The organism is Leucobacter luti (assembly GCF_019464495.1).
Lineage (GTDB): Bacteria > Actinomycetota > Actinomycetes > Actinomycetales > Microbacteriaceae > Leucobacter > Leucobacter luti_A.
Genome location: NZ_CP080492.1, coordinates 2,705,629 through 2,729,923, shown reverse-complemented (window position 1 = coordinate 2,729,923; position 24,295 = coordinate 2,705,629). Strand labels below are relative to the sequence as shown.

At 65.5% G+C, this 24,295-nt stretch carries 21 protein-coding genes and 1 pseudogene; 9 read left to right on the top strand and 13 right to left on the bottom strand.

What is annotated here, in order from left to right; all coding sequences use genetic code 11:
* Positions 1-52: 52 nt before the first annotated feature.
* From K1X41_RS12185 to K1X41_RS12155, 7 genes and pseudogenes are all read right to left on the bottom strand, one after another.
* Positions 53-1,030, bottom strand: a complete 978-nt coding sequence (locus K1X41_RS12185) for an AraC family transcriptional regulator (RefSeq protein ID WP_220174734.1) — start codon at positions 1,028-1,030, stop codon at positions 53-55.
* A 70-nt stretch (positions 1,031-1,100) separates the two neighbouring features.
* Positions 1,101-2,207 (bottom strand): LLM class flavin-dependent oxidoreductase, encoded by a 1,107-nt coding sequence (locus tag K1X41_RS12180; RefSeq protein ID WP_133615568.1) that lies wholly within the window; start codon positions 2,205-2,207, stop codon positions 1,101-1,103.
* Positions 2,204-2,650 (bottom strand): flavin reductase family protein, encoded by a 447-nt coding sequence (locus tag K1X41_RS12175; RefSeq protein ID WP_220174733.1) that lies wholly within the window; start codon positions 2,648-2,650, stop codon positions 2,204-2,206. Before K1X41_RS12175 ends, K1X41_RS12180 begins: the two co-directional genes overlap by 4 nt.
* A gap of 335 nt (positions 2,651-2,985) precedes the next feature.
* The gene (locus tag K1X41_RS12170; RefSeq protein WP_132203889.1) at positions 2,986-4,332 is read right to left on the bottom strand and encodes a M18 family aminopeptidase; all 1,347 of its coding nucleotides are present in this window, start codon (positions 4,330-4,332) and stop codon (positions 2,986-2,988) included.
* An 11-nt stretch (positions 4,333-4,343) separates the two neighbouring features.
* Positions 4,344-5,882, bottom strand: coding sequence for a leucyl aminopeptidase family protein (locus K1X41_RS12165; RefSeq protein WP_220174732.1), 1,539 nt, complete (start codon positions 5,880-5,882; stop codon positions 4,344-4,346).
* 274 nt (positions 5,883-6,156) lie between these two features.
* Entirely contained in the window at positions 6,157-7,551 is a 1,395-nt protein-coding gene (locus K1X41_RS12160; RefSeq protein WP_220174731.1) for an ABC transporter permease, read from the bottom strand.
* A pseudogene (locus tag K1X41_RS12155) lies at positions 7,548-8,311 on the bottom strand (ABC transporter ATP-binding protein). The gene K1X41_RS12160 and the pseudogene K1X41_RS12155 overlap by 4 nt, the downstream one beginning before the upstream one ends.
* 264 nt (positions 8,312-8,575) lie before the next feature.
* Between K1X41_RS12155 and K1X41_RS12150 the strand changes: the two are divergent.
* The 4 genes from K1X41_RS12150 (at position 8,576) to K1X41_RS16180 (ending at position 10,689) form a co-directional block, all read left to right on the top strand.
* Complete coding sequence (locus tag K1X41_RS12150; protein ID WP_220174730.1) at positions 8,576-9,631, top strand: LLM class flavin-dependent oxidoreductase; 1,056 nt, start codon at positions 8,576-8,578, stop codon at positions 9,629-9,631.
* 15 nt (positions 9,632-9,646) lie between these two features.
* The gene (locus K1X41_RS12145) at positions 9,647-9,928 is read left to right on the top strand and encodes a hypothetical protein (protein WP_133615563.1); all 282 of its coding nucleotides are present in this window, start codon (positions 9,647-9,649) and stop codon (positions 9,926-9,928) included.
* A gap of 402 nt (positions 9,929-10,330) precedes the next feature.
* Positions 10,331-10,522 carry a hypothetical protein gene (locus tag K1X41_RS12140; RefSeq protein WP_220174729.1) on the top strand — a complete coding sequence of 64 codons (192 nt, stop codon included), beginning with the start codon at positions 10,331-10,333 and terminating at the stop codon, positions 10,520-10,522.
* On the top strand, positions 10,519-10,689 hold the full coding sequence (locus K1X41_RS16180; protein WP_220174728.1) for an LbetaH domain-containing protein: 171 nt from the start codon (positions 10,519-10,521) through the stop codon (positions 10,687-10,689). Before K1X41_RS12140 ends, K1X41_RS16180 begins: the two co-directional genes overlap by 4 nt.
* Here the strand turns inward: K1X41_RS16180 and K1X41_RS12130 are convergent.
* A complete protein-coding gene (locus tag K1X41_RS12130; RefSeq protein WP_220174727.1) occupies positions 10,643-11,266 on the bottom strand; it encodes a class I SAM-dependent methyltransferase in 624 nt (207 codons plus the stop codon). The two genes, K1X41_RS16180 and K1X41_RS12130, sit on opposite strands and share 47 nt — an antisense overlap.
* Positions 11,267-11,516: 250 nt before the next feature.
* A complete protein-coding gene (locus K1X41_RS12125; RefSeq protein WP_132201790.1) occupies positions 11,517-12,017 on the bottom strand; it encodes an SRPBCC family protein in 501 nt (166 codons plus the stop codon).
* Positions 12,018-12,311: 294 nt separating this feature from the next.
* Between K1X41_RS12125 and K1X41_RS12120 the strand changes: the two genes are divergently transcribed.
* From K1X41_RS12120 to K1X41_RS12100, 5 genes are all read left to right on the top strand, one after another.
* Positions 12,312-14,264, top strand: coding sequence for an ABC-F family ATP-binding cassette domain-containing protein (locus tag K1X41_RS12120; protein ID WP_220174726.1), 1,953 nt, complete (start codon positions 12,312-12,314; stop codon positions 14,262-14,264).
* 847 nt (positions 14,265-15,111) lie between these two features.
* Complete coding sequence (locus tag K1X41_RS12115; protein ID WP_132201786.1) at positions 15,112-15,831, top strand: VIT1/CCC1 transporter family protein; 720 nt, start codon at positions 15,112-15,114, stop codon at positions 15,829-15,831.
* A gap of 72 nt (positions 15,832-15,903) precedes the next feature.
* Positions 15,904-16,230 (top strand): MGMT family protein, encoded by a 327-nt coding sequence (locus K1X41_RS12110; RefSeq protein ID WP_220174725.1) that lies wholly within the window; start codon positions 15,904-15,906, stop codon positions 16,228-16,230.
* 4 nt (positions 16,231-16,234) lie between these two features.
* A complete protein-coding gene (locus K1X41_RS12105; protein WP_220174724.1) occupies positions 16,235-17,146 on the top strand; it encodes a LysR substrate-binding domain-containing protein in 912 nt (303 codons plus the stop codon).
* A gap of 143 nt (positions 17,147-17,289) precedes the next feature.
* On the top strand, positions 17,290-17,976 hold the full coding sequence (locus tag K1X41_RS12100) for a LysE family translocator (RefSeq protein WP_220174723.1): 687 nt from the start codon (positions 17,290-17,292) through the stop codon (positions 17,974-17,976).
* Here the strand turns inward: K1X41_RS12100 and ypfJ are convergent.
* The 4 genes from ypfJ to K1X41_RS12080 all read right to left on the bottom strand — a co-directional run bounded on the left by ypfJ (position 17,965) and on the right by K1X41_RS12080 (position 24,006).
* Positions 17,965-18,861: a KPN_02809 family neutral zinc metallopeptidase gene (gene ypfJ, locus K1X41_RS12095; protein ID WP_220174722.1), complete on the bottom strand. Its 897-nt coding sequence runs from the start codon at positions 18,859-18,861 to the stop codon at positions 17,965-17,967. The genes K1X41_RS12100 and ypfJ overlap by 12 nt on opposite strands.
* 12 nt (positions 18,862-18,873) lie before the next feature.
* The gene (gene pip, locus K1X41_RS12090) at positions 18,874-19,866 is read right to left on the bottom strand and encodes a prolyl aminopeptidase (RefSeq protein WP_220175849.1); all 993 of its coding nucleotides are present in this window, start codon (positions 19,864-19,866) and stop codon (positions 18,874-18,876) included.
* A gap of 497 nt (positions 19,867-20,363) precedes the next feature.
* Positions 20,364-22,457, bottom strand: coding sequence for an acyl-CoA dehydrogenase family protein (locus K1X41_RS12085; protein WP_220174721.1), 2,094 nt, complete (start codon positions 22,455-22,457; stop codon positions 20,364-20,366).
* A gap of 202 nt (positions 22,458-22,659) precedes the next feature.
* Entirely contained in the window at positions 22,660-24,006 is a 1,347-nt protein-coding gene (locus K1X41_RS12080; protein ID WP_220174720.1) for a DEAD/DEAH box helicase, read from the bottom strand.
* Between the last annotated feature and the right edge of the window lie 289 nt (positions 24,007-24,295).

The following is a 24,295-nucleotide window of genomic DNA, read 5'->3' as shown; positions in this document are numbered from 1 at the left end:
GGAAGACACTGGCTTCAGGGCCACGCACGCCGCTGATCGCGGCACGTTCCGATCACGCCCCTCGCACAGCGGAAGGCAGCACACCAAAGCGTTCAAAAAAGTACTGTGAAAACCGTCCACTGTGCGGGATCCCCACTTCGGCTGCAACGGCCGCGACGTTTCGCTCACCGCTGGCTCCCGACCCTGGCGCGCGCTCGCGCAGCACACTCCAGGCCTGATCGAGCCGGGCACTGCGCAAATACTCCTGCGCGGTGCACCCGAGGTGGGCCTGGAACGCAAGCTGCAGCTGCCGGCTTCCGATCCCCACGATGGTCCCGAGCTCTGTGAGTGAGATCGGATCAGCGAGGTGACGACGCAGATAGCGCGCGGCGTGTGTGAGATACGGCGGCGGCGAGTTGCGCGACACCAGTGGGTGCGCTGACGCGGCACCGACGCCGACCGGGTCGGGGCGCAGGGCTGAGCCATAGCTCACGTAGGGCGCGAGCCCGATGACAAGACGGTCAAACAACGGAGTCGGATCCAGCGTCGGGCGCCCGGCAAACTCTGACCAGACGCGGTGCAGGGCAGGGGCCGCGTTCAGCGGAATCGGTCGCGGCTGAGCCAGATCCACAGCGAACTCGCGCTCCGCACCGAAACTCTCGCACAACTGCGCGGTCAGCTCAGCAACGGGCACCGCGCCAACAAGCGCGCCCGCGCTCGGGTCGGGGTGCATCGTCGTTTCCATCGAACTCGAGAGCGCAAACGGCGTCGTCAGCTGCGCGCCGTGACCGCCCACCTCCACCCGCATCGGCCCGAGGGGGACAACGAGCACCACCTGTTCTCGCGTCGGAGGCGCCACCACCTGGACGCGCGTCCCGTAGGCGACGAAGACCAGTGAGAGGCTCTCGAACCGGAGTCCGTTGACCCTCCCTGGCTGCAGCTCGCGCAACGGCGCCGCACGCTGCCGCGCCCCACAGTCCGGCGCGGCTGCCCGCCGCTGCGTCATCGCAGGCCCCAGCACCGCGTGGTCATATCCAGTCAGTCCATCCACCGCATCACGAAGTCGCCCGGGGCTCGACGTGCAAGCCACGGGGTAGTCCGTGAGCAGATTCCCAGGCATGCTATTTGCGCGGGAGCCGCACACCCATTCGCTCCAGGATCGGCATCACTTCGCGGCCAAACCGCGCAACTTCGGACGTGTAGTCGACAAACGCGAGGGTCATGCCGTCGAAGCCAGCGTCACTCACCGCACGGATCTGCTCAGCAACGTCTTCAGGTGTTCCCACAATCGGAAGCGAACCGTGTCCTGACGCGAACCGAGAACGCATCGTCTGAAGCATCTCAGGCGTGAACGACTGCGCGTGCAACCCCTGCAGCCCCATCAGATAATCCACCGCGCCCCAATCCGCATTCTCCTCGGCATAGTAGGCAAGATAGTCATCCGCCTCCGATCGGCTTTCCCGACACACCACGTGGCTCAGAGTGAGCACCCCGACCTCGCGCTGGTACGTTGCGCGCGCCTCTTCTTTCATGCGCCGTGCGATGCCCGCGCCCGTCTCAGCATCGGGAATGATCGTAAACGCAAAGTCGGAGAAATGGGCGGCAAAGTCACGCCCCTGTGCTGAAGAACCGGCGTTCAGGATCGGCACTCGACCGCCGTGCGGTTTCGGCTCCGATTCACTGTCTTTCAACTGGTAGAACGTTCCGTCGTACTGAAACTTCCCCTCGGCAGACCACGCACGCTCAATGATGTCGAGCCACTCAGCGGCGAAGCCGTAGCGGTCATCGTGTGCCTCCGGCATGGGGGTGCCGAGAGCCTCATACTCGGGAAGATTCCACCCTGCCACCACATTCAACCCGGCGCGGCCTCCGCCACCGAGTTGGTCAAGTGTCGCCAGCTGCTTCGCCACCACCATCGGGTTGTTGAACGCCGTATGCACGGTGGAAAAAACGTTGATCCGTTTCGTGCTCGCGAGAAGCCCTGCTGCCCATACGATCGGATCCAGCACCGCGCCATGAAAGTTCGTGTCGCCCTGGTACCCAATGAATCGCGCGATGGGCAGGAGGAAGTCGATCCCCGCCGCCTCAGCGGCGTGAGCAAGAGCCAGGTTGTCCTCCCAGCTCGCACTCCATCGCTCCGGGATCTGAGTGACCGCGAGGCCGCCAGAGCAGTTGGGAGAAAAGAGGCCAAGCTTGAAATCTTCGCCGTTGAGAATATCGCGGATCATGATGCTCGATTCTGTGGAGGGTGAGTGATGGCAGTCGGTCGACCAATCATGAGGTCGTGATCCCCAACGGTGATGCGCTCGTGAAGCACGCAGTCAAAGCGCGTGGCGAGGCCGGGGAACACGGGATCACCATGGTGATTGAGCGCAAAGTCCAGACCGCGAAACTTGTCCCCGCCACGCTGCGCGAACGCGGCAACGAGGGGATGGTCAAGCGGGCGCTCACTCGGCGGCAACACGTGCAGTGCGTAGGATCCCGCCGCACGCCACGCATCGATCGACGAGGACGCATGATCAACTGCCCAACTCACCAACACCGGATCGAGTGAGAGCGAGGTGAACGAGGTGCACACGAGCCCGATGGGGCGTTCACCATTGCCGGCGGAGGTCACCAGGCAGATCCCCGTGTGCCACTGGCGCATGGCCGCCTTGAATTGTTCTCGCACGTGATGTCTCCTTCTCGCGACGCTGGTTGAAGGTATGAGACAAGCCTGCCGCGGCTGCGAGCTCAGCGCTATCCACAATGCGAAGTTCTCTGGCGGCCCACTGGCACCCTGCCGCTCACTCCTCCGACCTCAGAGCTCCCCCGGGGACGTCACGTCACGTCACGGCACGTCACGTCACGCCACGCCACGCCACGCCACGCCACGCCACGCCACGGGGAAGATCGCATCGCTCACCGCCCCAGCAGGCGTCAGCGCAGGGACGCGAGAGGCGAGAAGGCCAGAAGCAGGGGCCAGAAGCCTCGCCCGATACCGACCGTGAGCGTTGCGGAAAGCGGCTATGCCCCGGCGAAGAATGCGCCAGTGGCGCGAGCGAGACCGTGAAGATCAGCGACGTGAGCGAGTTCGCGTGCCGAGTGCATCGACAGCAGGGGAACTCCGACATCGACGGTGCGGATTCCCAGACGAGTCGCGGTAATCGGGCCGATCGTTGACCCGCAGGGCACGGTGTTGTTCGACACGAATTCCTGTGTCGGCACCTCTGCCGCAGCGCAGGCCCTCCCCCAGAGTGCTGCGCCGTGGGCATCGCTCGCGTAGCGCTGGTTCGCGTTGATCTTGAGCATTGGCCCGCGGCCTGCCAGCGGGCGCACGTTGGGGTCGTGCTTCTCCGGATAGTTTGGGTGCACTGAGTGCCCGGCATCCGCCGAGATGCACCACGACGCGGCACTGGCCTGTGCCTCTTCATCGCGGGTCGCTCCGAGACTGGCGCGCAGCCGCCCCAGCACGTCGGCCAGGAACGGGCCAGCCGCACCGGATCGGGTCTCCGAACCGAGCTCTTCGTGGTCGAACGCCGCGAGCACGGAGATCGTGCCGGGAGCCGGATCCGTTTCGAGCAGGGCAACCAGCCCCGCATAGGTCGAGCTCAGGTTGTCGAGGCGTGGCGACGCGAAGAACTCGCCGCTCGCCCCAATCCGCTGCGGCGGCTGCGTATCGAACAGCCGCACGTCGGCACCAGCGATTTCGTCCGGTGCGAAGCCGAGGCTGCAGCCGTCTAAGACGGTCTCCGAGGCTCCATCTGCGGTCGCGAAACTCGCCGCACGCGAGGCCTCACTCAGGAGGCCCGCGACAGACACGCCCTCGGCGCTGTCGCCAACAGCGAGGACCGGTTGCACGTGGCGCTGCTTGTTCAGGGCGAGTCCCGTGTTTGCTTCGCGGTCCAGGTGAATGGCGAGCTGCGGGATCCGCGCGACCGCGCCCGTCTGCACGAGGCACTCGATGCCGTTGCGAGTCACGATTCGGCCGGCGATCCCGAGGTCGCGATCCAGCCACGAGTTCAACAGCGGCCCACCGTAGACTTCGACACCGGCCTGCGCCCAGCCATCAGCACGGAAGTCCGGGTGCGGCTTCAACACGAAGCCGGGAGAGTCCGTGTGCACGCCGAGCACGCGCACCGGGCTCGTCGCGGAGAGGCCCGACCCGGCCCGCCACGCAATCACGGCGCCATCGCGCACCACGAAACCACTGCTGCCGGCGCTCAGCGCATCCCAAGCCGCGTCTTCGGCGTGCGGGGTAAATCCGGCCGTAGCGAGCTGAGCCGCGACCGCGTTGGCGGCATGGTACGACGTGGGGCTCGCGGTGACGAAGTCCGCGAAACCGCGGATGTACGCGTCGAGATCGCGCAGCAGAGCGGTCACGATTACTCCCCGGTTGGTGCGACGAAGTCGTCGGCGAACTGTGCAAGCAAGCGTGCTCCAAACCCGGTGGAACCCACCGAGCGCCACAGATCATCGCTTTCTGCCTGCATCGTCCCAGCGATGTCGAGGTGACCCCACGGGGTGCCGTCGACGAACTCGTCCAAGAACAGCGCTGCGAGAATCACCCCGGCGTACTGGCCACCGATGTTTGACAGGTCAGCCACATTCGACTTCAGCTGGTCCCGGTAGCGGCGATCCAGAGGGAAACGCCAAATGTTCTCATCAGTCGCGTCGGCGGCAGCCTGCAACTGGGTAGCGATTCGGTCGTCATTCGCGAGCATGCCGGCGGTGCGCGTACCGAGTGCCCCCATGACAGCGCCGGTGAGCGTCGCGATGTCAACGATCGCGTCCGGTCGGCGCTCATCGACGCTGCGATCCTCAGTGGCGAGCACGAGGCCGTCGGCCATGACCAACCGCCCCTCGGCATCGGTGTTCTTTACCTCGACGGTGGTTCCACCGCGCATCGTGAGCACGTCACCCAGCTTCGTAGCGCTGCCGGAGGGCATATTGTCCGTGCACATGAGCCAGCTCGTCACGGCCGTGGTCACGCCGAGCTCGCGCAGCGCTGTCATCGATGCGAACGCAGACCCGGCGCCCATCATGTCGAACTTCATTGCAGCGTGCATCGCGTTCGACGGCTTCAGGCTGATCCCGCCCGAGTCATACATGATGCCCTTTCCAATGAGGGCCAGGTGGCCATCAGCATCGGCCGGGCGGTAGCTGACCTTGATCATGCGGGGTTCTTCAACGCTTCCGGCATTCACGCCAAGCAGACCACCCGTACCGAGTTCCATGAGGGCGGCACGATCGAAAACCTCAACGGCCAGGCCAAATTCAGGCGCCAAACGCTCGATGACCTCGGCAAACTTCACCGCGCTCAGGTGGCGCGGCGGCGTGTTTGCGAGGTCGCGGGCGAGCGCAGCGGTGCGGGCGAGGACCAGGCCGCGTGCAACGCCGGCCTGGGCAGTCTTGACCTCATCGGTGTCCGCTGCGACACCGAGCACGAGGTCTGTGAGCTCCACCGTCTTCGGGTCGCTCTTCAGCGCGTCGAAGCGGTAGCGCGCAAGAAGGGCACCCTCCGTTGCGGCGAGCGCAGCTTCGTCTGCAGGGATCCCCGCTGCGATCACACCGGTGAGATCAACCGCAAGCGTGGCCGACTCGCGGGCAGCGCGGGTGAATGCGGCAACGGCATCGCGGAGCACGGCGCTCGTCTCGATCCCGGATCCCGTGCCGACCAGCACACACAGCTGCGCGCCAGGGAGCACCAGGGTGTGGTTCTTTGCGCCGGTGAAGCCCGCTGCGGCGAGCGCATCACGCGTCACCCCAGCGAGGCAATCGCACTCGGGAAGGTCGCCCTCTGCCGGCACGAAGCACGCCCGTGCAGGGGCCGCTGCGACCGCTGCCGCATCGGCGACGCGGACGTCGACCGTGCGGGTCAGAGAAGGGACGGGATCGAAACTGGGATCAATCACAACGCTCATGCGTCCAGCCTATCCCTGCACGCTGCCACCCCGCTGGGCTGGGCCCCTGGACAGTGCTGGGGGCCTGTGGCTGGGGTCACGCGAGCTCATGCAGGAAATCCGAGCTCGCACAGGAAGAAATCAGCTGTTTCGTCCTGGCTGGGCTCGGATTTCCTGCATGAGCTCGGATTCCCTCCGCGTGCGCGACCCCGAGGCGGCAGCACTCGCCGGAGACGACACCACTCGCGAGCGGCGCTCCCCTTTTCTAGTCCACCGCGAGCGGCGCTCCCCCTTTCTAATCCACCGCGAGCGCCGCGACCGGGGAGACGCGGATCGCGCGCCGTGCGGGTGCCACCGCAGCACTCACCGCGAGAACGAACCCGAACACGACGATGCCGGACACCACGAGCCACGGGATCGTGGGTGGCGCGAACCCAGCTTGCGATCCGAGCAAAGATTGTGCGGCCACCCAGCCGTAGAACACACCGAGCAGGAGGCCGAAGCCCAGCGCGGCGAGCGTCATCTGACAGCTCTCAGCGATCACCATGCGCCGCACCTGGCCGCCGGTGAACCCGAGCGCACGCAACAGTCCGAGCTCTCGCGTGCGCTGCAGCACGCTGAGCGAGAGCGTGTTCACCATGCCGACGGCTGCGATGATCGCGGAGAACCCCACGAGCCCGGTGAAGACGGCGGTGGTGATCGCGAGCGTCTCAGCGAGTGCGGCAGCGAGGGCGGGGTCGCTCTCAAACGCAATCTGGGTCATACTGCCGTAGGTCTCGAGCGCCACAGCGAACATGGTGACGAGGGTGACGCCGATGACGAGTCCAATTGTGGAGCGTGCGCTGCGCTCGGGGAACCGCACGGCGTTCGCCGCGGCAAGACGCCCCGTTGGCCCTTGCCCCAGCAGTGTTCCGGTGAGCCGCAGGATCGGAGGCATGATGATGTGCGCGCCGAGCGCGATTCCCGTGAATGACAGCAGCCCGCCAAAGAATGCGACGAGCAGCGCCAGCGGAGTGAGCATCCCGAGCAGCAGGCCGAGTGTCAGGAAGACTGCGCCGAGGATGATCAGAATGATCGACCACACGGTGCGAGCCGTGCGTCCGCGTGCGGCGTCGGGCCGGAGCTCCACCGCGGCACCGGTCGCGGCAATCGGCGAGACGGATCCCACACGGCGCGATCCAGCCCACGCCGCAGCCCACGTGGTCAGCGCGACCACTCCAACGGCGCCCACCGTCAGCGGATCAAACCGAGGGTACTCACGTCCGGCGGGAAGCCACCCGAGCCCTGGCCCCCAGCTCACTGCCGCGAGGATCAGCAATTCGGCAAGCACCCACCCAATACCTGCGCCAAGAGCTCCCATCAGGAGCCCCTCTCCTGCGACCCGTGAGCGCACCTTTCGCGAACTCGCGCCAACGAGACGCAGGAGAGCGATCGTACGGGTGCGCCCCGCGATAATCGTCGCGAAGGTGTTCGCGGTGACAATTGCGCCGACGTAGAGTGCGATGACGATGAAGACAGCCGACACCATGAGCAGCACCATGCGGAAGGTGCCGGAGCTTTCAATCAGGTCAGGATCAAGCGCCGCGGTCATGACCCCGGTGCCCAGGATCAGTGTCGATGCGAAAAGCGTGCTGAGCGCGGCGACGATGACAGTAGCCCCGTGCTCACGAATGCCTGCCCCGGTCTTCATGCCGCTACCGATTCGAGGCTGAGCATGGCCGTGGAGATTTGCTCGGGCGTCATTGCGCCTCGGTCAGCGACAATCCGTCCGTCCGCGAGGAAGAGAATCCGGTCGGCGTGGCTCGCAGCGATCGGATCGTGCGTGACCATCGCGATGCTCTGCCCCTGCTGCACGACGGCAGCGCGGAGCAACCCGAGCACCTCGCGCCCCGTACGAGAATCGAGCGCACCGGTGGGTTCGTCGGCGAAGATGACATCGGGCTGCGTCGCAAGCGCGCGAGCGATCGCCACGCGTTGCTGCTGCCCCCAGAGAGTTCGTGCGGGCGATGGCTCGTGCGACCGGTTAGGCCGAGCGCGTTCACCAGCGTGTCGATGCGCTCCCGGTCCGCTGCGGGCACGCCCCGGCCGTCAAGCTCGAACGGGAGCCGGAGGTTCCCCATCACGTCGAGTGTGGGGACGAGGTTGAATGCCTGGAATACGAACCCGATCCTGCGCCGCCGGAGCCGTGTCAGGTCTGCATCGCCGAGGTTCGTGATCTCGTCGTCGCCGAGCCAGACACGGCCCTCCGTGGCGGTGTCAAGACCAGCCATCACGTGCATGAGGGTCGACTTGCCCGATCCGGATGGCCCCATGATGGCGGTGAACTGGCCGCGTCGAATCCCAATGGAGACATCGTTCAAGGCGGTGACGCGGTGGTCTCCACCGCCGTAGTGCTTGCTGAGGTTCGCGACGCGCGCGACCAGACCCATATCGCTCGGTTGAATATCCATACTTCGAAGTTACGAGCGGGCTCACGCGACCGGATCGGCCCTGGGTATGAAGCGCGTCATCCCAGAGTGCCGTCCGCACCGGGTACCGCGGTCTCGCGGTCTCGCGGTCTCGCGGTCTCGCGGTCTCGCGGTCTCGCGGTCTCGCGGTCTCGCGGAGACGCAGCGGAGGATCAAGCGGTGTTTCCGCTCGGGGCCGCGCAAGGAACCGGCGGCAACAAACTACATGCGCGGGAATATAGTTGCGCACACGCTGTTCCACTGAGCATGAGAGCTTTTGGATTCCTGTCTTTCGGCCACTACGGCCCGGTGCCCGGATCGCGGGTGCGCACCGCAGGCGACATGCTGCGCCAGACCATCGAGTTGGCGGAGGGAGCCGACGAAATTGGAGTGAACGGCGCGTACGTGCGTGTACATCACTTTGCGCGTCAGGCGGCCTCGCCGATCCCGCTGCTGACTGCGATGGCCGCGCGCACGAAGCGCATTGAGGTCGGCACCGGAGTCATCGATATGCGCTACGAAAACCCCCTCTACCTCGCAGAGGAAGCGGCGGCGCTGGATCTCATTTCTGACGGGCGACTCGCGCTCGGCGTGAGCCGGGGATCACCCGAAACTGCGCTGCGTGGCTACGAGGCGTTTGGCTACACCGGGTCAGCTGACCCGCGCGGAGCGGATATTGCCCGCGACAAGTTTGAGCTGTTCCTGCAGGCAATTGACGGAGACACACTCGTCGAAAGTGATCCGCAGATGGCCCCGCCAGGTCGCCTCGCAATAGAGCCGCAGTCTCCCACCCTGCGTGATCACGTGTGGTGGGGTGCAGGCTCACGTGACTCCGCAGAGCAGGTGGGGCGGCAGGGCCTCAATCTGATGAGCTCGACGCTATTGACCGAGGCCACCGGCGAGCCGCTCCACGTGCTGCAGAGGGATCAGATTGACCGGTTCAGGGCAGCGTACAAAGCGGCCGGGCACACCGGTGCGCCGCGCGTCTCAGTGAGCCGCAGCGTGTTCCCGATCGTGAGCGAACAGGACGAACTCTACTTTGGGCTGCGCGGCCGCGATGGGCAGGATCAGGTGGGCGTGATCGACGGCATGCGATCGACGTTTGGGAAGACCTACGCGGATACGCCAGACAAGCTCATCGATCAGTTGCTGGCCGATGAGGCCGTCATGGCCGCGGACACACTCATGTTGACGATCCCAAACCAGCTCGGCCCCGAGTACAACCTGCACGTGATGCAGGCGTTTGCGGAGCATGTCGCCCCTGCGCTGGGCTGGAAGCCGAATACCGAAGGCCCGGTTGAGGGATACGCGATCCAGCAATGAGGGTAGGTTCGGACCGTGGACAAAGATGATGAGCCCACGGATGACTCAGACTCCTCGATGTTGCGGCAGGATGATGAGTCTTATACCGAGCTGGGGCGCTTCACCGTGGACGAAGAGACCTTTCTTGTGCGCAGACGCGCCGAGGACGGCTCTCATCACTACGACTGGGTATCGGGACCCAACGACGGCTACGGGTTCAGTGTTTCCGGTGGATCCGAACCAATCAGTCGCGAACAGCACGAGACCACTATCCGTGGCTTTCTCACATCAATCGACCCCACGACGGGCTTTTTGTAGCACGAGGGTGCGTGCGGACTGTCAACGGATTCCGAACCAGCTCGGCCCAGAATACGATCTGCACGTGATGTAGGCGTTCGCGGAGCACGTGGCCCCTGCGCTGGGGTGGAAGGAAGCCGAACTCCGAAGGTCCGGTCGAAGCAGACATCGCAGAGGCGGTGATTCCGAGGGGCGCGGCGAGCATTCGTCGCGCCCCGTTTCGAGTTCAGCTCCGAACTGCGGGCCGGATACGTCGGCCTGTTCAACGCGGCACACCTCCACTGTCACCCCGCGCCTCAGGCGTTCGAGCATAGTTCTCAGCACTACGGCTCGGGATCGGCGTTGCACCCACCGGCATACTGAGCGGGTCCGGCGCTACTTTTCAGCTCCGCCCGGTGCAAGAACGCCGCTATCGCTTCGCAAGTGATCGTGGGTTTGGGATCGAACTTCCGTTTCCCGTTGCCGACCGCGATCAACGTGGTGACCTTCTTTGATCTCGGTGGCATCATCATCGGCGACCGCGTCATGATCGGTCCTGGAGTCACACTGCTGACTCAGGGCATCCGCTCTCTCCCGAAGAGCGCACTGACGGGATCACGGTCGCGCCAATCGTGATCCAGGATGACGTGTGGATCGGCGCGAATGTGACGGTGACGCCGGGCGTGACAATCGGGTGCGGCGCGGTGATCGGTGCTAGCACCGTTGTTGCGAAGGACGTCGTGCCCCGCACGGTCGTTACCGGACCTGGTCAGACGGTACGGCAGACATTTCCGCCACGATAGCCCCACACGGGCGCGCGTCCACCTCGGTGCGCGTCCAAGACTCCCGCACAACGAAGCCGGCGCGTTCGAGGAGCTCAGCCCAGGCGTCGGGTGTCCAGTAGTACGCCGTGGTGATGGCGTGGTCGAAGACGCTGCCTGATGGCCCCGCAAAGAACCCGATCAGCACGGTTCCGCCCGGCTGCAATGCACGGGCGAACTCAGCGACGATGCCCGCAATGTCGTCCGGATCCGTGTGGATCAGCGAGAACCAGGCGAGGATTCCGCCCAGTGCGTTGTCTGGGACTGCAAGGTCTTCTGCGCAACCTTGACGGTAGCGTGCCGCGGGGTAGTCCGCCTCTGCCCGCTCGATAAAAGCGGCGACCGGATCGATTCCTTGCACTTCGGCACCTTGGGCACTGAGATACGCCGTCCACTGACCGGGACCACAGCCCACATCGAGTATCTGGCCCTGGATCTGTCGGGCCCAGGCACGTACAAACTCTCGATCGCGCTCATCGACATGCTCAATCTTGCCGACAGCTGCAACGTAGTGCTGAGCCCGCGCGCTGTACGCAGCGCTGACGTGATCGATCGACATGCAGCGAGCCTAGCTGCTGCCGCTGCTGCCGCTGCCGCTGCTGCCGCTGCTGCCGCCGCTGCTGCTGCCGCTGCTGCTGCCGCCGCCGCTGCTGCTGCTGCTGCTGCTGCAGACACTGCGACTGCGCGCGAACAACTCTCCGCGACGAAGCCACCCGGCAGCGTGACTCGGCGGGCACTGGACTCGAGGCGAACTGGCCTGGGGCCGGAGAACCGCGAGACGCCACGGCCGCACGGCCGCCGCGCAGAAGCTACTGCGGGCGAAGTGCCACGTACGCTTCCCGCATCGACGGGTAGTACTGGTCGAATCCTGGGCGCTCAGTACCTTCGGTGGCTGCGACCAGCAGATCGAGGTAGAACTCCCACCCAGGGCCGATGTCTCCCACTTCGGAGTCAGCATCGAGGTGGTGCACGAAGCGCAGCAGCGTGTCCTCGTCACCGTCCTCCTCGAGGAACAGGTCGAGCTCCCAACTGCCGTACTCGTCCACGGTGTGCAGTGCAAGACGATTCGGGGCTTCGCACGCGAGCACTCGTGCCCGGATCGCGGGCATGCTCTCTTCAAAACGCATCCGGATCCGCACGCTCCCGCCCGCACGACCGTCGCCCTCCCATGGGCCAAACCACTGTTCTGTGAGTTCCGGTGCAGTGAGGAATCCCCATGCTTCAGCGATCGGAAGCGCCAGTGAGCGCGCCAGCACCAGATCAACTCCGCGGTTGGTTTTCACCAGTCGTCCGCTTGCCTCCATAGTCATGGCGGTCCCCCTCTGTCGTCTTCTGTAGCGTACTCCGACCAGCACTCAGGGCCGACGCCGACGCACTCGGGCGGGCACACTCCCAGGGAGCTGAACCCATTTGGGGGTTGCGCGCCCCCGGCCAGGATGGCGTACACTCTTCGACGTGAAGAACTAACGCTGTTGACGTTCCGCGCCAGAGGCGCAGGAGTGCCGCCATCCCGAAGCTGGAGATCACTATCTCCTCCGGTTGAGAATTCGGTCTCCTGACAATGCCCCGCGGAGCCCTACCGTTCGTTCCGAAAGGCGGCCAACATGCCCGCACCATATTCACACCCGACCCCGGCAGTCCCGCAGGCGAGCACCGCCCGGGCTGCAGCTCGCGGCTCCGCTACGTCTGTGGCCCCTGCGCTGAACGGCGCTACTCGCGCCGCGTCACGCGCTGAGTCGGCATCGGGGAGATCACATGCCGACCATCTCGCGGTCTCCGGGATCGCGCTCTCCTACGCGGATCGACGCGTCCTCAACGACATCACCTTCACCGCACGCGCTGGAGACCGTATCGGGTTGATCGGTGAGAACGGCACTGGAAAATCGACGCTACTCGGGGTCATTGCCGGCACGATCGAACCGAGCAGCGGCACGGTGATGCATCCCGGCAGCGTGGGGCTTCTCGCCCAAGAACTGCCCTACCCCGACGGTACGCCGATGTCCGAGGTGCTTGATGACGCGCAGACGGCGGCGCTTCAGACGCTGAGTGCCCTCGAACGCCTCGGGGCCGAATTCGCAGATCGTCCTGATGACCCAAGCGTCGCCGAAGAGTATTCAGCAGCGCTCGAAGAGGCTGAGCGTTCGGGCGCGTGGTCGGCGGAGGCACACCGCGGCGACGTGGTATCTGGGCTCGGCCTGGGTGGCTTCTCTGCAGCGCACCCGATCGGCGAGCTCTCTGGCGGGCAGCGGCTCCGACTCGCCCTCGCCGCAATACTTCTTACCGCACCGCACACGCTGCTCCTCGACGAACCGTCCAACCACCTCGACGACGCGTCTGCGGCATACCTCGAGCGCGTGCTCCGCGACTGGCCCGGCATCGTGATCGTAGCGAGCCACGATCGGGCGCTCCTTGACTCCATCACCACACGAATTCTCGATCTTGATCCGCTCCCGCTTCCAGCCAGAGAACTCGCAGACGCAGCGCCCCCCGCGCCTGCACAGTCGGAAGGAAACGGCGCCGCTGCCGCAGCTCACACCAGTCCAAGCGCGTGGACGGACGCCGACACGAGCACCCGCGCAGCCGCCACTCCCGAAACCGACGATCCGGGCTCGGGCTTCGGGGTACGTCTCTGGGGTGTCGGCTACTCCGCCGCACGCTCGGAACGCCGCGCTGAACTCGCGCGCTGGCGCAGCAGGTACGTGGCAGAGAGTACCGAAGTCGCTGCCCTGGTCCACGAAATCGAAGTCGGGTCCCGCGAGGTCAATAAGAAACACGAGTCGAAATCCGAAAGCCGGATTACCAAAAAGTTCTACGCAGACAAAGACGCTCGAGTGACCTCCCGGCGCGCGCGGAACGCTCGTATGCGCCTCGAAGTGCTTGAGCGGGACCGCGTACGTCGCCCGCCCGAACCGCTTCGGTTTACGGGCTTTGCGTCAGCAGAACTCGATCCGAGCCCCGTCCCCCCGGCCGACGTTCCTCAGCTCAGCGTGGACCGGGTTGCCCAAGCGAACCGTCTGGCGCCGACGTCATTTAAGCTCTATTCCGGTGATCGGCTCCTGCTCGCAGGCCCCAATGGGTCTGGAAAATCCACCCTGCTTGCGATCCTGGCGGGTGAGCTCACACCGGACACCGGTATCGTCTCGCGCATGACACGCGTGGGGTACCTGCCGCAGGAAGTAACCTTCGCCCGGCCGGATCGCAGCGCAGCAGACCACTACCGCGCCACGGTCGGAGCTGAGATCGCCGAGATCGCCCCACTTGCGGCCACTGGACTCCTCGCCACGCGGGATCTCGGTCGCAGAGTCGGCGAACTCAGTGTTGGACAACGCAGGCGGCTCGCCCTGGCCACGCTCGTCGCCGATCCGCCCCCTGTCCTCCTGCTGGATGAGCCGACCAACCATCTCTCACTCACCCTCGTCGAAGAACTCGAAGAGGCGCTACACGACTACCGCGGGGCGCTCATCATTGCCACCCATGACCGTTGGTTCCGGGCCCGCTGGACAGATCCCGTACTCACACTTGGCGGAGGTTCGCACGTCACCCCGCTGAGCAACTGAGCGTAGACAGCTCGGCGGCAAGTCCACTGCTCCGGCGCGCACACGACCAGGCGACACCGTAGTTCTTCTAGAGTTCGACGCAGGGGGCCGAGGGGTTCGTGGTGCCGCCGCAGTATCGAACCAGGTGGCGCGCCGAGTGTGGGGCCGAGGCGGCTGCGATCACTTACCTCGCTTGGCGTGGCATCGGCGCAGGAAGATCACGCCGCCAGCCAACACATAGGTGGATCCGACTGCGATGAGTATCCCAGCACCTACGACCCGGCCGAGGCGTGGGCGCTCAGCCGCAGCGGGTGCCGCGGATGCACGTGATGCACTTGAGGGAGCATTTGCTCCTCCTCGGTGAGTGGCGGCCGGCGTAGCCGCTCCAGATCTGATGGTCGCGATAGGGGCTGGGGCGTTCTCGTTCACGCCGAAAGGTAAGGGAGTGGCCTCCGCCGCATGCGCACCGCCGAGCGTGAGTCCGACCAGCGCAAGTGCCCCGACCGCCCCGCGGAGGAGCGCGTGGACGGCTCCCGGTGAGTGCTGAGACCGGTGCATAGGAGCCCTTCGGATGACTGAGTGGGACGACCAGCGTGCCGTGTGCACGTGGTCTCGCTTCTGTTCTACGCCGATGCCCTTGCCATGTGGGGTACGGCTCGGACTCTTGCGTGGTATCGCCGCTGAATTGCAGTGCTCGGGCAACCACACTCCGTGGAGTGAGAGTTCGCCATAGCGAACTCGTGATCGACAACAATTCGAACCCTCTGACCACGTGTTTTCGAAGCCGAGAGCGAGGTTCTCCCTCTCGTGCAGAGCTTGTTAGGTTTGATGCTTATGCGCGGGAGCGCACGGAAACCGGGGGAAAGCCATGAGCGAGATCAACATCGCGCACCCACATGAATACGATCACAATCACGCGGACATCTCGTCCGGGTGGCTGCGCGCGACCGTCTTTGGTGCGATGGACGGACTCGTCTCAAACATCGGTCTCATCACCGGCATCGCTGCGGCTGGTGCGGCGCCCGGCATTGTCGCGATCACCGGCGTCTCCGGGCTCATCGCCGGCGCGATCTCCATGGCACTCGGTGAGTTCACCTCGGTGCGTACGGCGAACGAGCAACTGGATGCAGAGGTGCTCACCGAGCAGGACGCGCACCGTCGAAATCCCGCGGGAGAAGAAGCAGAATTGGCGCTCATGTTTGAGCGGCTCGGCATGGAGAACGAGGTCGCCCTCACCGCGGCAAGCCAGGTGCACCTCAACGGAGAACACGCTGTGCGGGTGCATCTCTCACACGAACTCGGCATGAGCCCAGAAGACAAACCCTCCCCCTGGGTCGCCGCGATTTCCTCGCTGCTCTCATTTGGAGCTGGAGCGCTGCTCCCGATTCTGCCGTTCCTGTTCGGCTTCGGCACGCTGGGTTGGGGCCTCGCGTTCGGCGGCGTAGGACTCCTCATTGCGGGTGCCCTCGCCGCGCGCACCACGCGGCGCAGCTGGGTGCGCGGCGCGATCCGGCAGCTGATCTTTGGCGGCATAGCCGTCGCCGTCACCTACACGATCGGCACACTTCTCGGGGTGTCCGGGATCTAACGGCGCAGCGCGCTGCACCCCGATCCGAGCGTCGGCCGCAAATCGCAGGCTGCCACGCCGTAGGCTGTTCCCATGCCCAGCCCGGAATTCGTCGATGCAACGCTCGCGATCGTCGCCCGAATTCCTGCCGGACGCGTGATGACCTACGGCGATGTTGCGCTCGCGATCGGCTCCAACGCGCCACGCGCCGTGGGCAGAGTTCTGGCGCTCTACGGCCACGGCACTCACTGGTGGCGCGTTGTCCCGGCGAGCGGACAGCCGCCGCAGGGACACGCTTCGCTCGCGCTCCCCGATACCGCGAGGAGGGCACTCCGCTGCGACACGCGGAGACCGCCGACTATCGGATCGCCCTCTCGGCGGCCCGGCTGCCCTACACGCACGAAATCTACTCGGAGGTAGCGCTATGAGCGACAACCCGACGGCCGCTGTCGATCCCATGGATCCAGTCGACCCTGTGCCTCAGACTGAGCCAACGCGCGCGCCCGCTGCTGCGGTGGGAGCGGCGGGTCCGGCTCCGCTGCGACTGGGGTTCGCGCGCGGGATCGCTCCCAGCACTTGGGCACAGCGCTGGGAAGTCGTCTCTGGCAACGCGCTCGAGCTGGCTCCGGTCAACGTGGCGTACGGACGCTCCGACACGATCGAGTGCGACGTCATGCTCGAGCGCACGCTGCCTGGACTCCGACCAGCCGGATCCGAAACACCCAACCCGACGCGACACGCGCTGCGACTGTACTTGGAATCTGTGACGCTCGTCGTTCCCGCTGAACACGATCTCGCGAAGCTCGACGCGATCGCTCTCACCGAGCTCGACTCGGTGCCGCTCATCGCGCACCCATTCCACCCGGCTGAGTGGCCCGCGCCCGTCCCGTGGAATGATCCGACTTGGACGCCGCAGAGCGTTCCAGCAGCGTTGGAACTCGTGGCGACGGGAGCTGGCGCGATCATGCTGCCGACGTTGCTGGCACGGCACCTCACGGACAAGCGCAAGCACTCGTTGGTGCCCGTCACCGGAGTCGACGATTTACCGCTGACCTCGGTGTGGGCCACCTGGGATATCGATCGGGACGCCGCTGATGTGCAACAGCTCGTGGGAGTGCTCCGCGGGCGCACCGCACGCAGTTCCCGCACTCCCGACGAGGCTGCAGCAGAAGCGGCACGGCGCGCTGCTGAGACGAAGGCGCAACGAGCCGCCCGCAAGAAGGCGGCACAGGCTGCGCAGCAGCCCCAGAGCAAGAAAGCCGGTCCAAAACCTGGATCACGCGGCGCTCAACTCGCTGCGACTCGCAAGAAGCCCCCGCACCGCGGACGACGCTAGCCCTCGCGTGACCTGCTCAGACTGATCGTTCGGGTGAAACACCCCCGAATCAGGGTTCGGCAATGCCGATGTTCCGCTGTGCCTCGTTTCGACGGAAGTCAGTGTGCCCTCGCGCGCGTCTGGGCGAGGAGTAGCATGAGCCCATGCCAACCCCAGAGAGTCTCTTCGCGTTCTCGCTGGCCGCGCTGCTCCTGATCATCGTGCCGGGGCCGAGCGTGCTCTTCGTGATCGGACGATCGCTCTCCTACGGGCGCCGAGGCGGCCTCATGAGTGTGCTCGGCAACAGCTTGGGCGTACTCCCGCTCGTGGCAGCCGTCGCGTTCGGCGTCGGCACAATGGTCGCGCAGTCCATCGTCGTCTTCACCGTGATCAAGTTGCTCGGTGCTGGCTATCTGATCTACCTCGGGGTGCAAGCGATTCGGCACCGCACGTTCACTGAAGCCGAAGTTCAGGATCCCGCAGTGCGCGCCCGCACGCTGAACCCGACAGTGCTGTTGCGGCAGGGTTTCGTCGTCGGAGTGACAAACCCGAAGGCGATCGTCTTCCTCGTCGCTGTGCTCCCACAGTTCGTGGTCGTCTCGAGCGGCTCGGTGCAGCTCCAGATGCTCATACTGGGCGTCATATTTGTGGCTATCGGACTGGCCTCCGACGCAGCTTGGGCTGTGCTCGCTGGATCTGCGCAGCAGTGGTTCGCACGGTCCCCACGCCGACTTTCCGCAGCGCGCGGTGCAGGAGGCGCGCTCATGATCGGCCTCGGCAGCGGACTCGCCCTTACCGGGAACAAAGGGGAGTTCGGCGCTGAGGCTGAACCCGTGACGTTACAGCTGTGACGCGGGAACGTCGAAGGTGCCGCAGGCGGTGGGACCCTGCGTAAACCCAGTCTGGAACCAGCGCTGACGCTGCTCCGAGGTGCCGTGGGTAAACCGTTCAGGATTCACCCCAACACCGGCGGACTCCATGATGTGATCGTCACCGACAGCAGCTGCGGCGCTCATCGCATCGGCGATCTCTTGCTGCGTGACCGGCTTGAGGAACGGCACTCCCTGGTCATCAGTCACCGTCGAGGCACTCTGCACCCACGCGCCTGCAAAGCAATCGGCCTGGAGCTCAAGACGAACGGAACCGGACGCCGGGCCAGACTCGCGTCCGACGCTCTGCAGCGAGCCGATCAAGTTTGAGATGTGGTGACCCCACTCGTGCGCGAGCACGTACATCTGGGAGAGCGAACCGTTCGAGGCGCCGTAGTCCTGAGTGAGCGTGTCGAAGAAGGCGACGTCGATGTAGATCGCTTCATCGGCCGGGCAGTAGAACGGGCCGGTCGCCGCCGAAGCGGCTCCGCACGCGGACTGGGTCTGGCCGCTGAACAAGACGACCGGGGCCGGGGCCCGATAGTTCCCAACCTGAGACTGCCAGTAGCGGTCAAGGGAGTCGCTCGCGGCAGCCATCCGGCATTCAACGTCGGTGTTCGCATCGGCCCCTGAGGCGCAGCCTTCGAGTTCACCGGAGGCTGGCTCAGAGAGTGCGCTGCCCGCGCCGAGGGCCTGATTCACTGCGGGAGCAAAACCATTCAGGTTGACGCCGAGCACCTGGGATCCGATGGCCAGCAGAATGGCGACGATGCCGATCCCCCCGCCGGCAATGATGCCGCCGCGCTTTGCGCCGCCACGCTTCGACACCTTGCTGGTGTCGATGCGCACGTTGTCATTGAAGGTCATGGCGTCTCACTCTCAGTTGCCGTTCGGTGCCGCAGCGACACCGGTGCTGGCGAAACGGTCAGTCGCGCGAATCAGGGCATCGACAATGCCCGGCTCACTCGCAGCATGCCCCGCGTCCTGGACCAACTCGAACTCGGCCTCGGGCCACGCCCGGTGCAGGTCCCAGGCAGTCCTGGCCGGGGTGCACACGTCGTATCGCCCCTGGACGATCGTACCGGGAATCCCCACCAGCGTTGCCGCAGCATCGCGAATGAGCTGCCCCTCTTCCAGCCATCCGGCATGTGAGAAGAAGTGATTCTCGATACGTGCGAACGCAACGGCAGCTGCAGTGTTTTCGCGCGCCGCTTCGATACTCACGGGGTCAGGGATCAGCCGAATCGTCGAGTTTTCCCACACGGTCCAGGCCACCCCTGCCGGGGTGTGCACCGCAGGGTCCGGATCCGTCAGCTTGCGGTGGTAGGCGGCGAGGCAGTCACCCCGCTCATTCTCGGGGATCACCGCGAGGTACTCGTCCCAGGCGTCCGGAAACAGGTGCGAGGCACCGTCTTGATAGAACCAATCGATCTCGCTTCGGCGCAGCGTAAATATTCCGCGCAGCACCAGCTCAGTCACGCGCTCGGCATGAGTCTGCGCGTACGCGAGGGCGAGAGTAGAGCCCCAGGACCCGCCGAACACTTGCCAGCGATCGATGCCAAGGTGCTCGCGGAGCCGCTCGATATCCGCGACCAGGTGCCAGGTGGTGTTCGTGGAGAGATCGGCGTCCGCCTCGCTTGCGTGCGGGGTGCTCCGCCCGCAGCCGCGCTGATCGAAGAGCACGATGCGATAGCGCTCGGGATCGAAGAATCGCCGGTGATCAGGACTGCAGCCGCCGCCAGGCCCGCCATGCAAAAACACGACCGGCTTCCCTTCGGGATTCCCGCAGGTCTCCCAATAGATTTCGTGGCCATCTCCTACGGCGAGCAGACCGTGGGCCAGGGGTGCTATCGGAGGGTACAGCGTGCGCAGTGCCATACCGCTCACTCTAATACCTCGCAGGGCTCTCCGAGGTGCTGGATTGAGCCCGCTCATAGGCGAGTTCGTGGGTCCGAGCGAGGCGGGCTCGTGCGCGCACGCGTTTCCCACGCTGGTGTGAGCGCGAGTGGCTGAATAGACGTGTCATTCCAGCCACGCGCGCTCACACGAGGGGTTCGCGTGCGCGCGTGGCAGCTCCTCGAAGTGCAGGGCGCTGCACACGCGAGGATGCCCTGGTGCAGCGAACAGCCCCGACACACGGGCAGGCCCGGGCCCTGAGACCCGGGCCTGCCCGCGTGCTTCCGCCTGCGCGCAGGTGCAGGCACGAGACACGAGGCACCAGGCACCAGGCACCAGGCACGAGGCACGAGACACGAGGAATCAGGAATCAGGCACGAGGCACGAACCCCACCAGGCGCAAGGCACTACGCCCCCACGAGCTCAACACGCACGCTCCCGGGTCCACCACCGTGCCCCCAGCGACCCTCGCGCTACACCGTAGCGCTGGCGCGCTGACGTGCGCGCTCCTCCTGCTGGGCCCGCTTGCGCAGTTCTTTCTCGTGCACGGGCCAGGTGCCAGCTGCCTGTGCAGCTTCCACATAGGCGTGAGCTTCGTCCTGGCGCTCGGCCTCGATGCCGGTCGCGATCTCGGCGCGGAGCGTTTCGGGCGTCAATCCGAACGCGTCAACGAGGTCGAGCGCGTGGCCTCGGAGGCGGCCGATCAGCCGGTCGATATAGGCCGTAACGGCCTCGGCGCGCTGACCTGAGATCCGGCCCTGCAGGAGGTACCAGGCAGCGTTCCGCTCAATCAAGCCGAGGCCGAACAGGTCTCGCAGCCAAGTCAGCACTTGCTTCGAACCGGGATCCGAAATCTGTGCAATCCCGTCGGTAAAGGCTTCCCACTGCAGCAACTCGGCATGCGCGCGCGCAGCCTCGATCAGCTTGTGCTGTTGGGCGTTAAACGCGTCCTCGTTCGCGGCGGCCCGGCCCCGCGCATCGCTCTTGGGGACGTTCTTCGTCGCGTCACGCAGCGCGACGGCGATCTCCGAGACCATAGTCTCAACGCGGTCCGTGAGGAGCTCACGCTGCGACTCGGGTGACCGCATGCTCTCCACTGAGCGCGACACGCGGCCGAGATCAGCGATGCTCTGTCCGAGCTGGCGCAGCCCAAAGCGGCTCACGCGGTCGCCGAGCTGACTTGCCGCAGCCTTCGCGAGCGCAGCCTTGTCTCCGCCCGCAAACTGCTTCGCGTAATCGGTGAGGAGCCGCTTGCCCACCAGTTGCAAGAGCACATTGTTGTCGCCTTCGAAGGTGACATAGATGTCGAGATCTGCGCGAAGCCCCACGAGTCGATTCTTCGCAATGAATCCAGCCCCGCCACAGGCCTCGCGAGCCTCTTGCAGGGTGTCGAGTGCGGCCCAGGTCGACAGCGGCTTGAATGCCGCGGCGAGCGTTTCCAGGTCTTCGCGGTTCTCATCAGTGTCTCCCACACCGGAGAACACTTCGTCAAAGACGGTGAGCAGTCGCTCATCCGCGAACGCCATCGCATAGGTCTGCGCGAGACGTGGAATGAGACGCCGCTGGTGCTGGCCATAGTCGAGCAGCACGGTCTCGCGGCCGGATGCCCCGGGGAACTGCCGGCGCTCAGAGCCGTACCGGATCGCGATGGCAAGGGCAGCCTGCATCGCGCGCACCGCCGAACCGTCCAGCGAGACGCGCCCCTGCACCAGCGTGCCGATCATCGTGAAGAAGCGGCGGCCCGGGCTCTCGATTGACGAGGAGTACGTGCCATCGGCCGCGACATCGCCGTAGCGGTTCAGGAGATTCGTGCGCGGGATGCGCACGTGCGAAAAGTGCAGCCGGCCGTTATCAATACCGTTCAGCCCGCCCTTGACGCCGTCATCCTCAGCCCCCACTCCTGGCAGCAGGTCTCCCTGCGGAGTGCGGATCGGCACGAAGAAGGCGTGTACGCCATGGTTGACACCGCGTGTGATGAGCTGCGCGAACACCACAGCAGCCTGGCCGTGGAGCGCCGCGTTCCCCAGGAACTCCTTCCACGCCCCAGTAAAGGGGGTGTGAATCTCAAACTCTTCGGTCTCCGGATCGTAGGTGGCCGTGGTGCCGACGGAGGCAACGTCTGAACCGTGCCCGATCTCGGTCATCGCGAACGCGCCCGGCAGTTTCAGGCTCATGACGTCCGGGAGCCATTGCTCATGGTGGGGGCGGGTACCGAGATGCAAGATCGCTGCACCAAACAGCCCCCACTGCACTCCGCTTTTGATCTGCAGTGAAGGATCCGCGAGCACCAGTTCCTGGAACGCAGCGATATTACCACCGTGGTTGTCGCTGCCGCCAAGGTCGCCGGGATACGCGCGCTGAATCGCACCGTGTTCCACGAGAATCCCGAGCTGCTCCATCACGCGGGCCCGATGCTCGTCCATGGATTGGCCGTTGATCGTGTGGAGCCGCGGGTCAGCAGCAAGTGCACGCGATTCGAGCCGTTCCTTCTTCCATTTCCCGAGCAGCGCATCGCTGACGGCATCGACCTTGATACGGGGTTCCGGCTGTGAGGTGGTGTCGCTCATCGAGGCTCCTTCGGCGTGACACGCAGGATCACGACGGCGATCCTGCAAGCGTGATGCCAGATTAGGCCGGACTACTGGCGCTCACAACTGAGCCGATCCCTGTCCACAATGAGGGCCGAGCCCACCCCGAACTCGCTGTAGGAACCCTCTAAGTTTGACCTACATGCACTAGAGGGTTCCGGCACTGACGAGACCGGGTGAGCTACCGTCCGCGCGGCTTCTTGTTCGGGGCAGCACCCTTCGGGATCCACTCAGCAAAGGTCTCGGGTGTCACAGCCGCGTGTTCCAGCATCTCGCGCGTGCGCTCCTGCCGCGCATGCGGAATCACGGTGACGACGAGCCCGTCGCGACCAGCGCGACCGGTGCGCCCCGCGCGGTGCAGGTAGGTTTTGAAGTCGTTCGGTGGATCGGCCTGAAGCACGAGGTCGACATCATCAACGTGGATGCCGCGCGCAGCGACGTCCGTGGCGACCAGCACTGGCTTCTTCCCCGAGGCAAACTGCGCGAGATTGCGCTCGCGGCGCGTCTGGCTGAGATCGCCGTGCAGTGCAGCGACGTTCAGCCCAGCATCTGCCAACATGTCGGCCACCTGCTCGGCATACGCGCGAGTGCGGCAGAAGATCAACACGCGCCCCGGAGTCTTGGCGAGCCGGATCAATGCCTGATCTTTGTGATCGCGCTGCACCACATGGACGCGGTGACGGATCTTTCCGTCAGCCTCAGCCTCGGCCTCGTGCACTGCGGGATCGTTCAGGAACTCACGCACGAGCTCTGAGACACCGCTGTCGAGCGTCGCGGAGAACAACAGCCGCTGCCCACCCCGCTCGGTCTCGCGAAGCACTTGCTGCACGGGTTCCAGGAAGCCGAGATCACACATGTGATCAGCCTCGTCGAGCACGGTGACAAGCACCTCACGGAGATCTAGTTTGCGTCGGTTCACCAGGTCCTGCACGCGGCCGGGGGTCCCAATCACGATGTCAACGCCGCGCTCCAGCGCGTGAATCTGCGGATCGATCGGGATCCCACCCACCATCTGCGCCGTATAGAACCCCACTGAGCGGGCGATCGGCTGGATCGTGCGGTCGATCTGGAGCGCCAGCTCACGAGTGGGGGCGAGGATCAATGCGCGTGGGTTTCGCGTTGGCCGGTGCTGCACGCGGACGCCGCGAGGCGTCTTCGCTGCTTTGCCACCAGGCTTCGCTCCGAACGCACCCTCTGCTTTGAGCTTCAGCATGCGTTCAACGAGCGCCGCACCGAACGCGATCGTCTTCCCCGATCCCGTGCGAGCTCGGCCCAGGATATCGCGGCCGGCGATCGTGTCAGGGATCGTCGCGACCTGAATCGGGAACGGCTGCTCGGCTCCCAGCTCCCCCAGGACACGAACAATGTTGCCGCCAAGACCGAGGTCGCCGAATGTCTTGCCTGCAGCGTCCGCGGCCGTGGTGATGGTGGCTTCGAGCCGGGCGAGCGGGGTGTCGGGGCCCAGCTTCTCGCGGTGCGCAGTCCGTGCGCCGCGAGGCGCATTCGCATCGCGAGTCGAGCCGTCCACCCGGGAGTCGCGGCCTGCCCGATCATGGCGCTCCGGACGCCCCGCTCGCTCGGTGCGCTGATCGCGGCCCTGGCGTTCGCCACGTGTGGACCGTTGTTCGCGGTTCTGGTCGCGCCGATCCCCGGTGCTGACCGCTGGGTCTCTTCCCGGTCACGCTTCGTACCGCCTGCATCAGCCCGACCGCCGCGTCCAGGCTCAGCTGCGCCGGGCCGTGCACCGCCGTGGAACTTCCGCCCGGAGGGCTTCCGCCCCGGTTCGTAGTTCGCCGGTGCCTTGAAGCCCCGCCGTC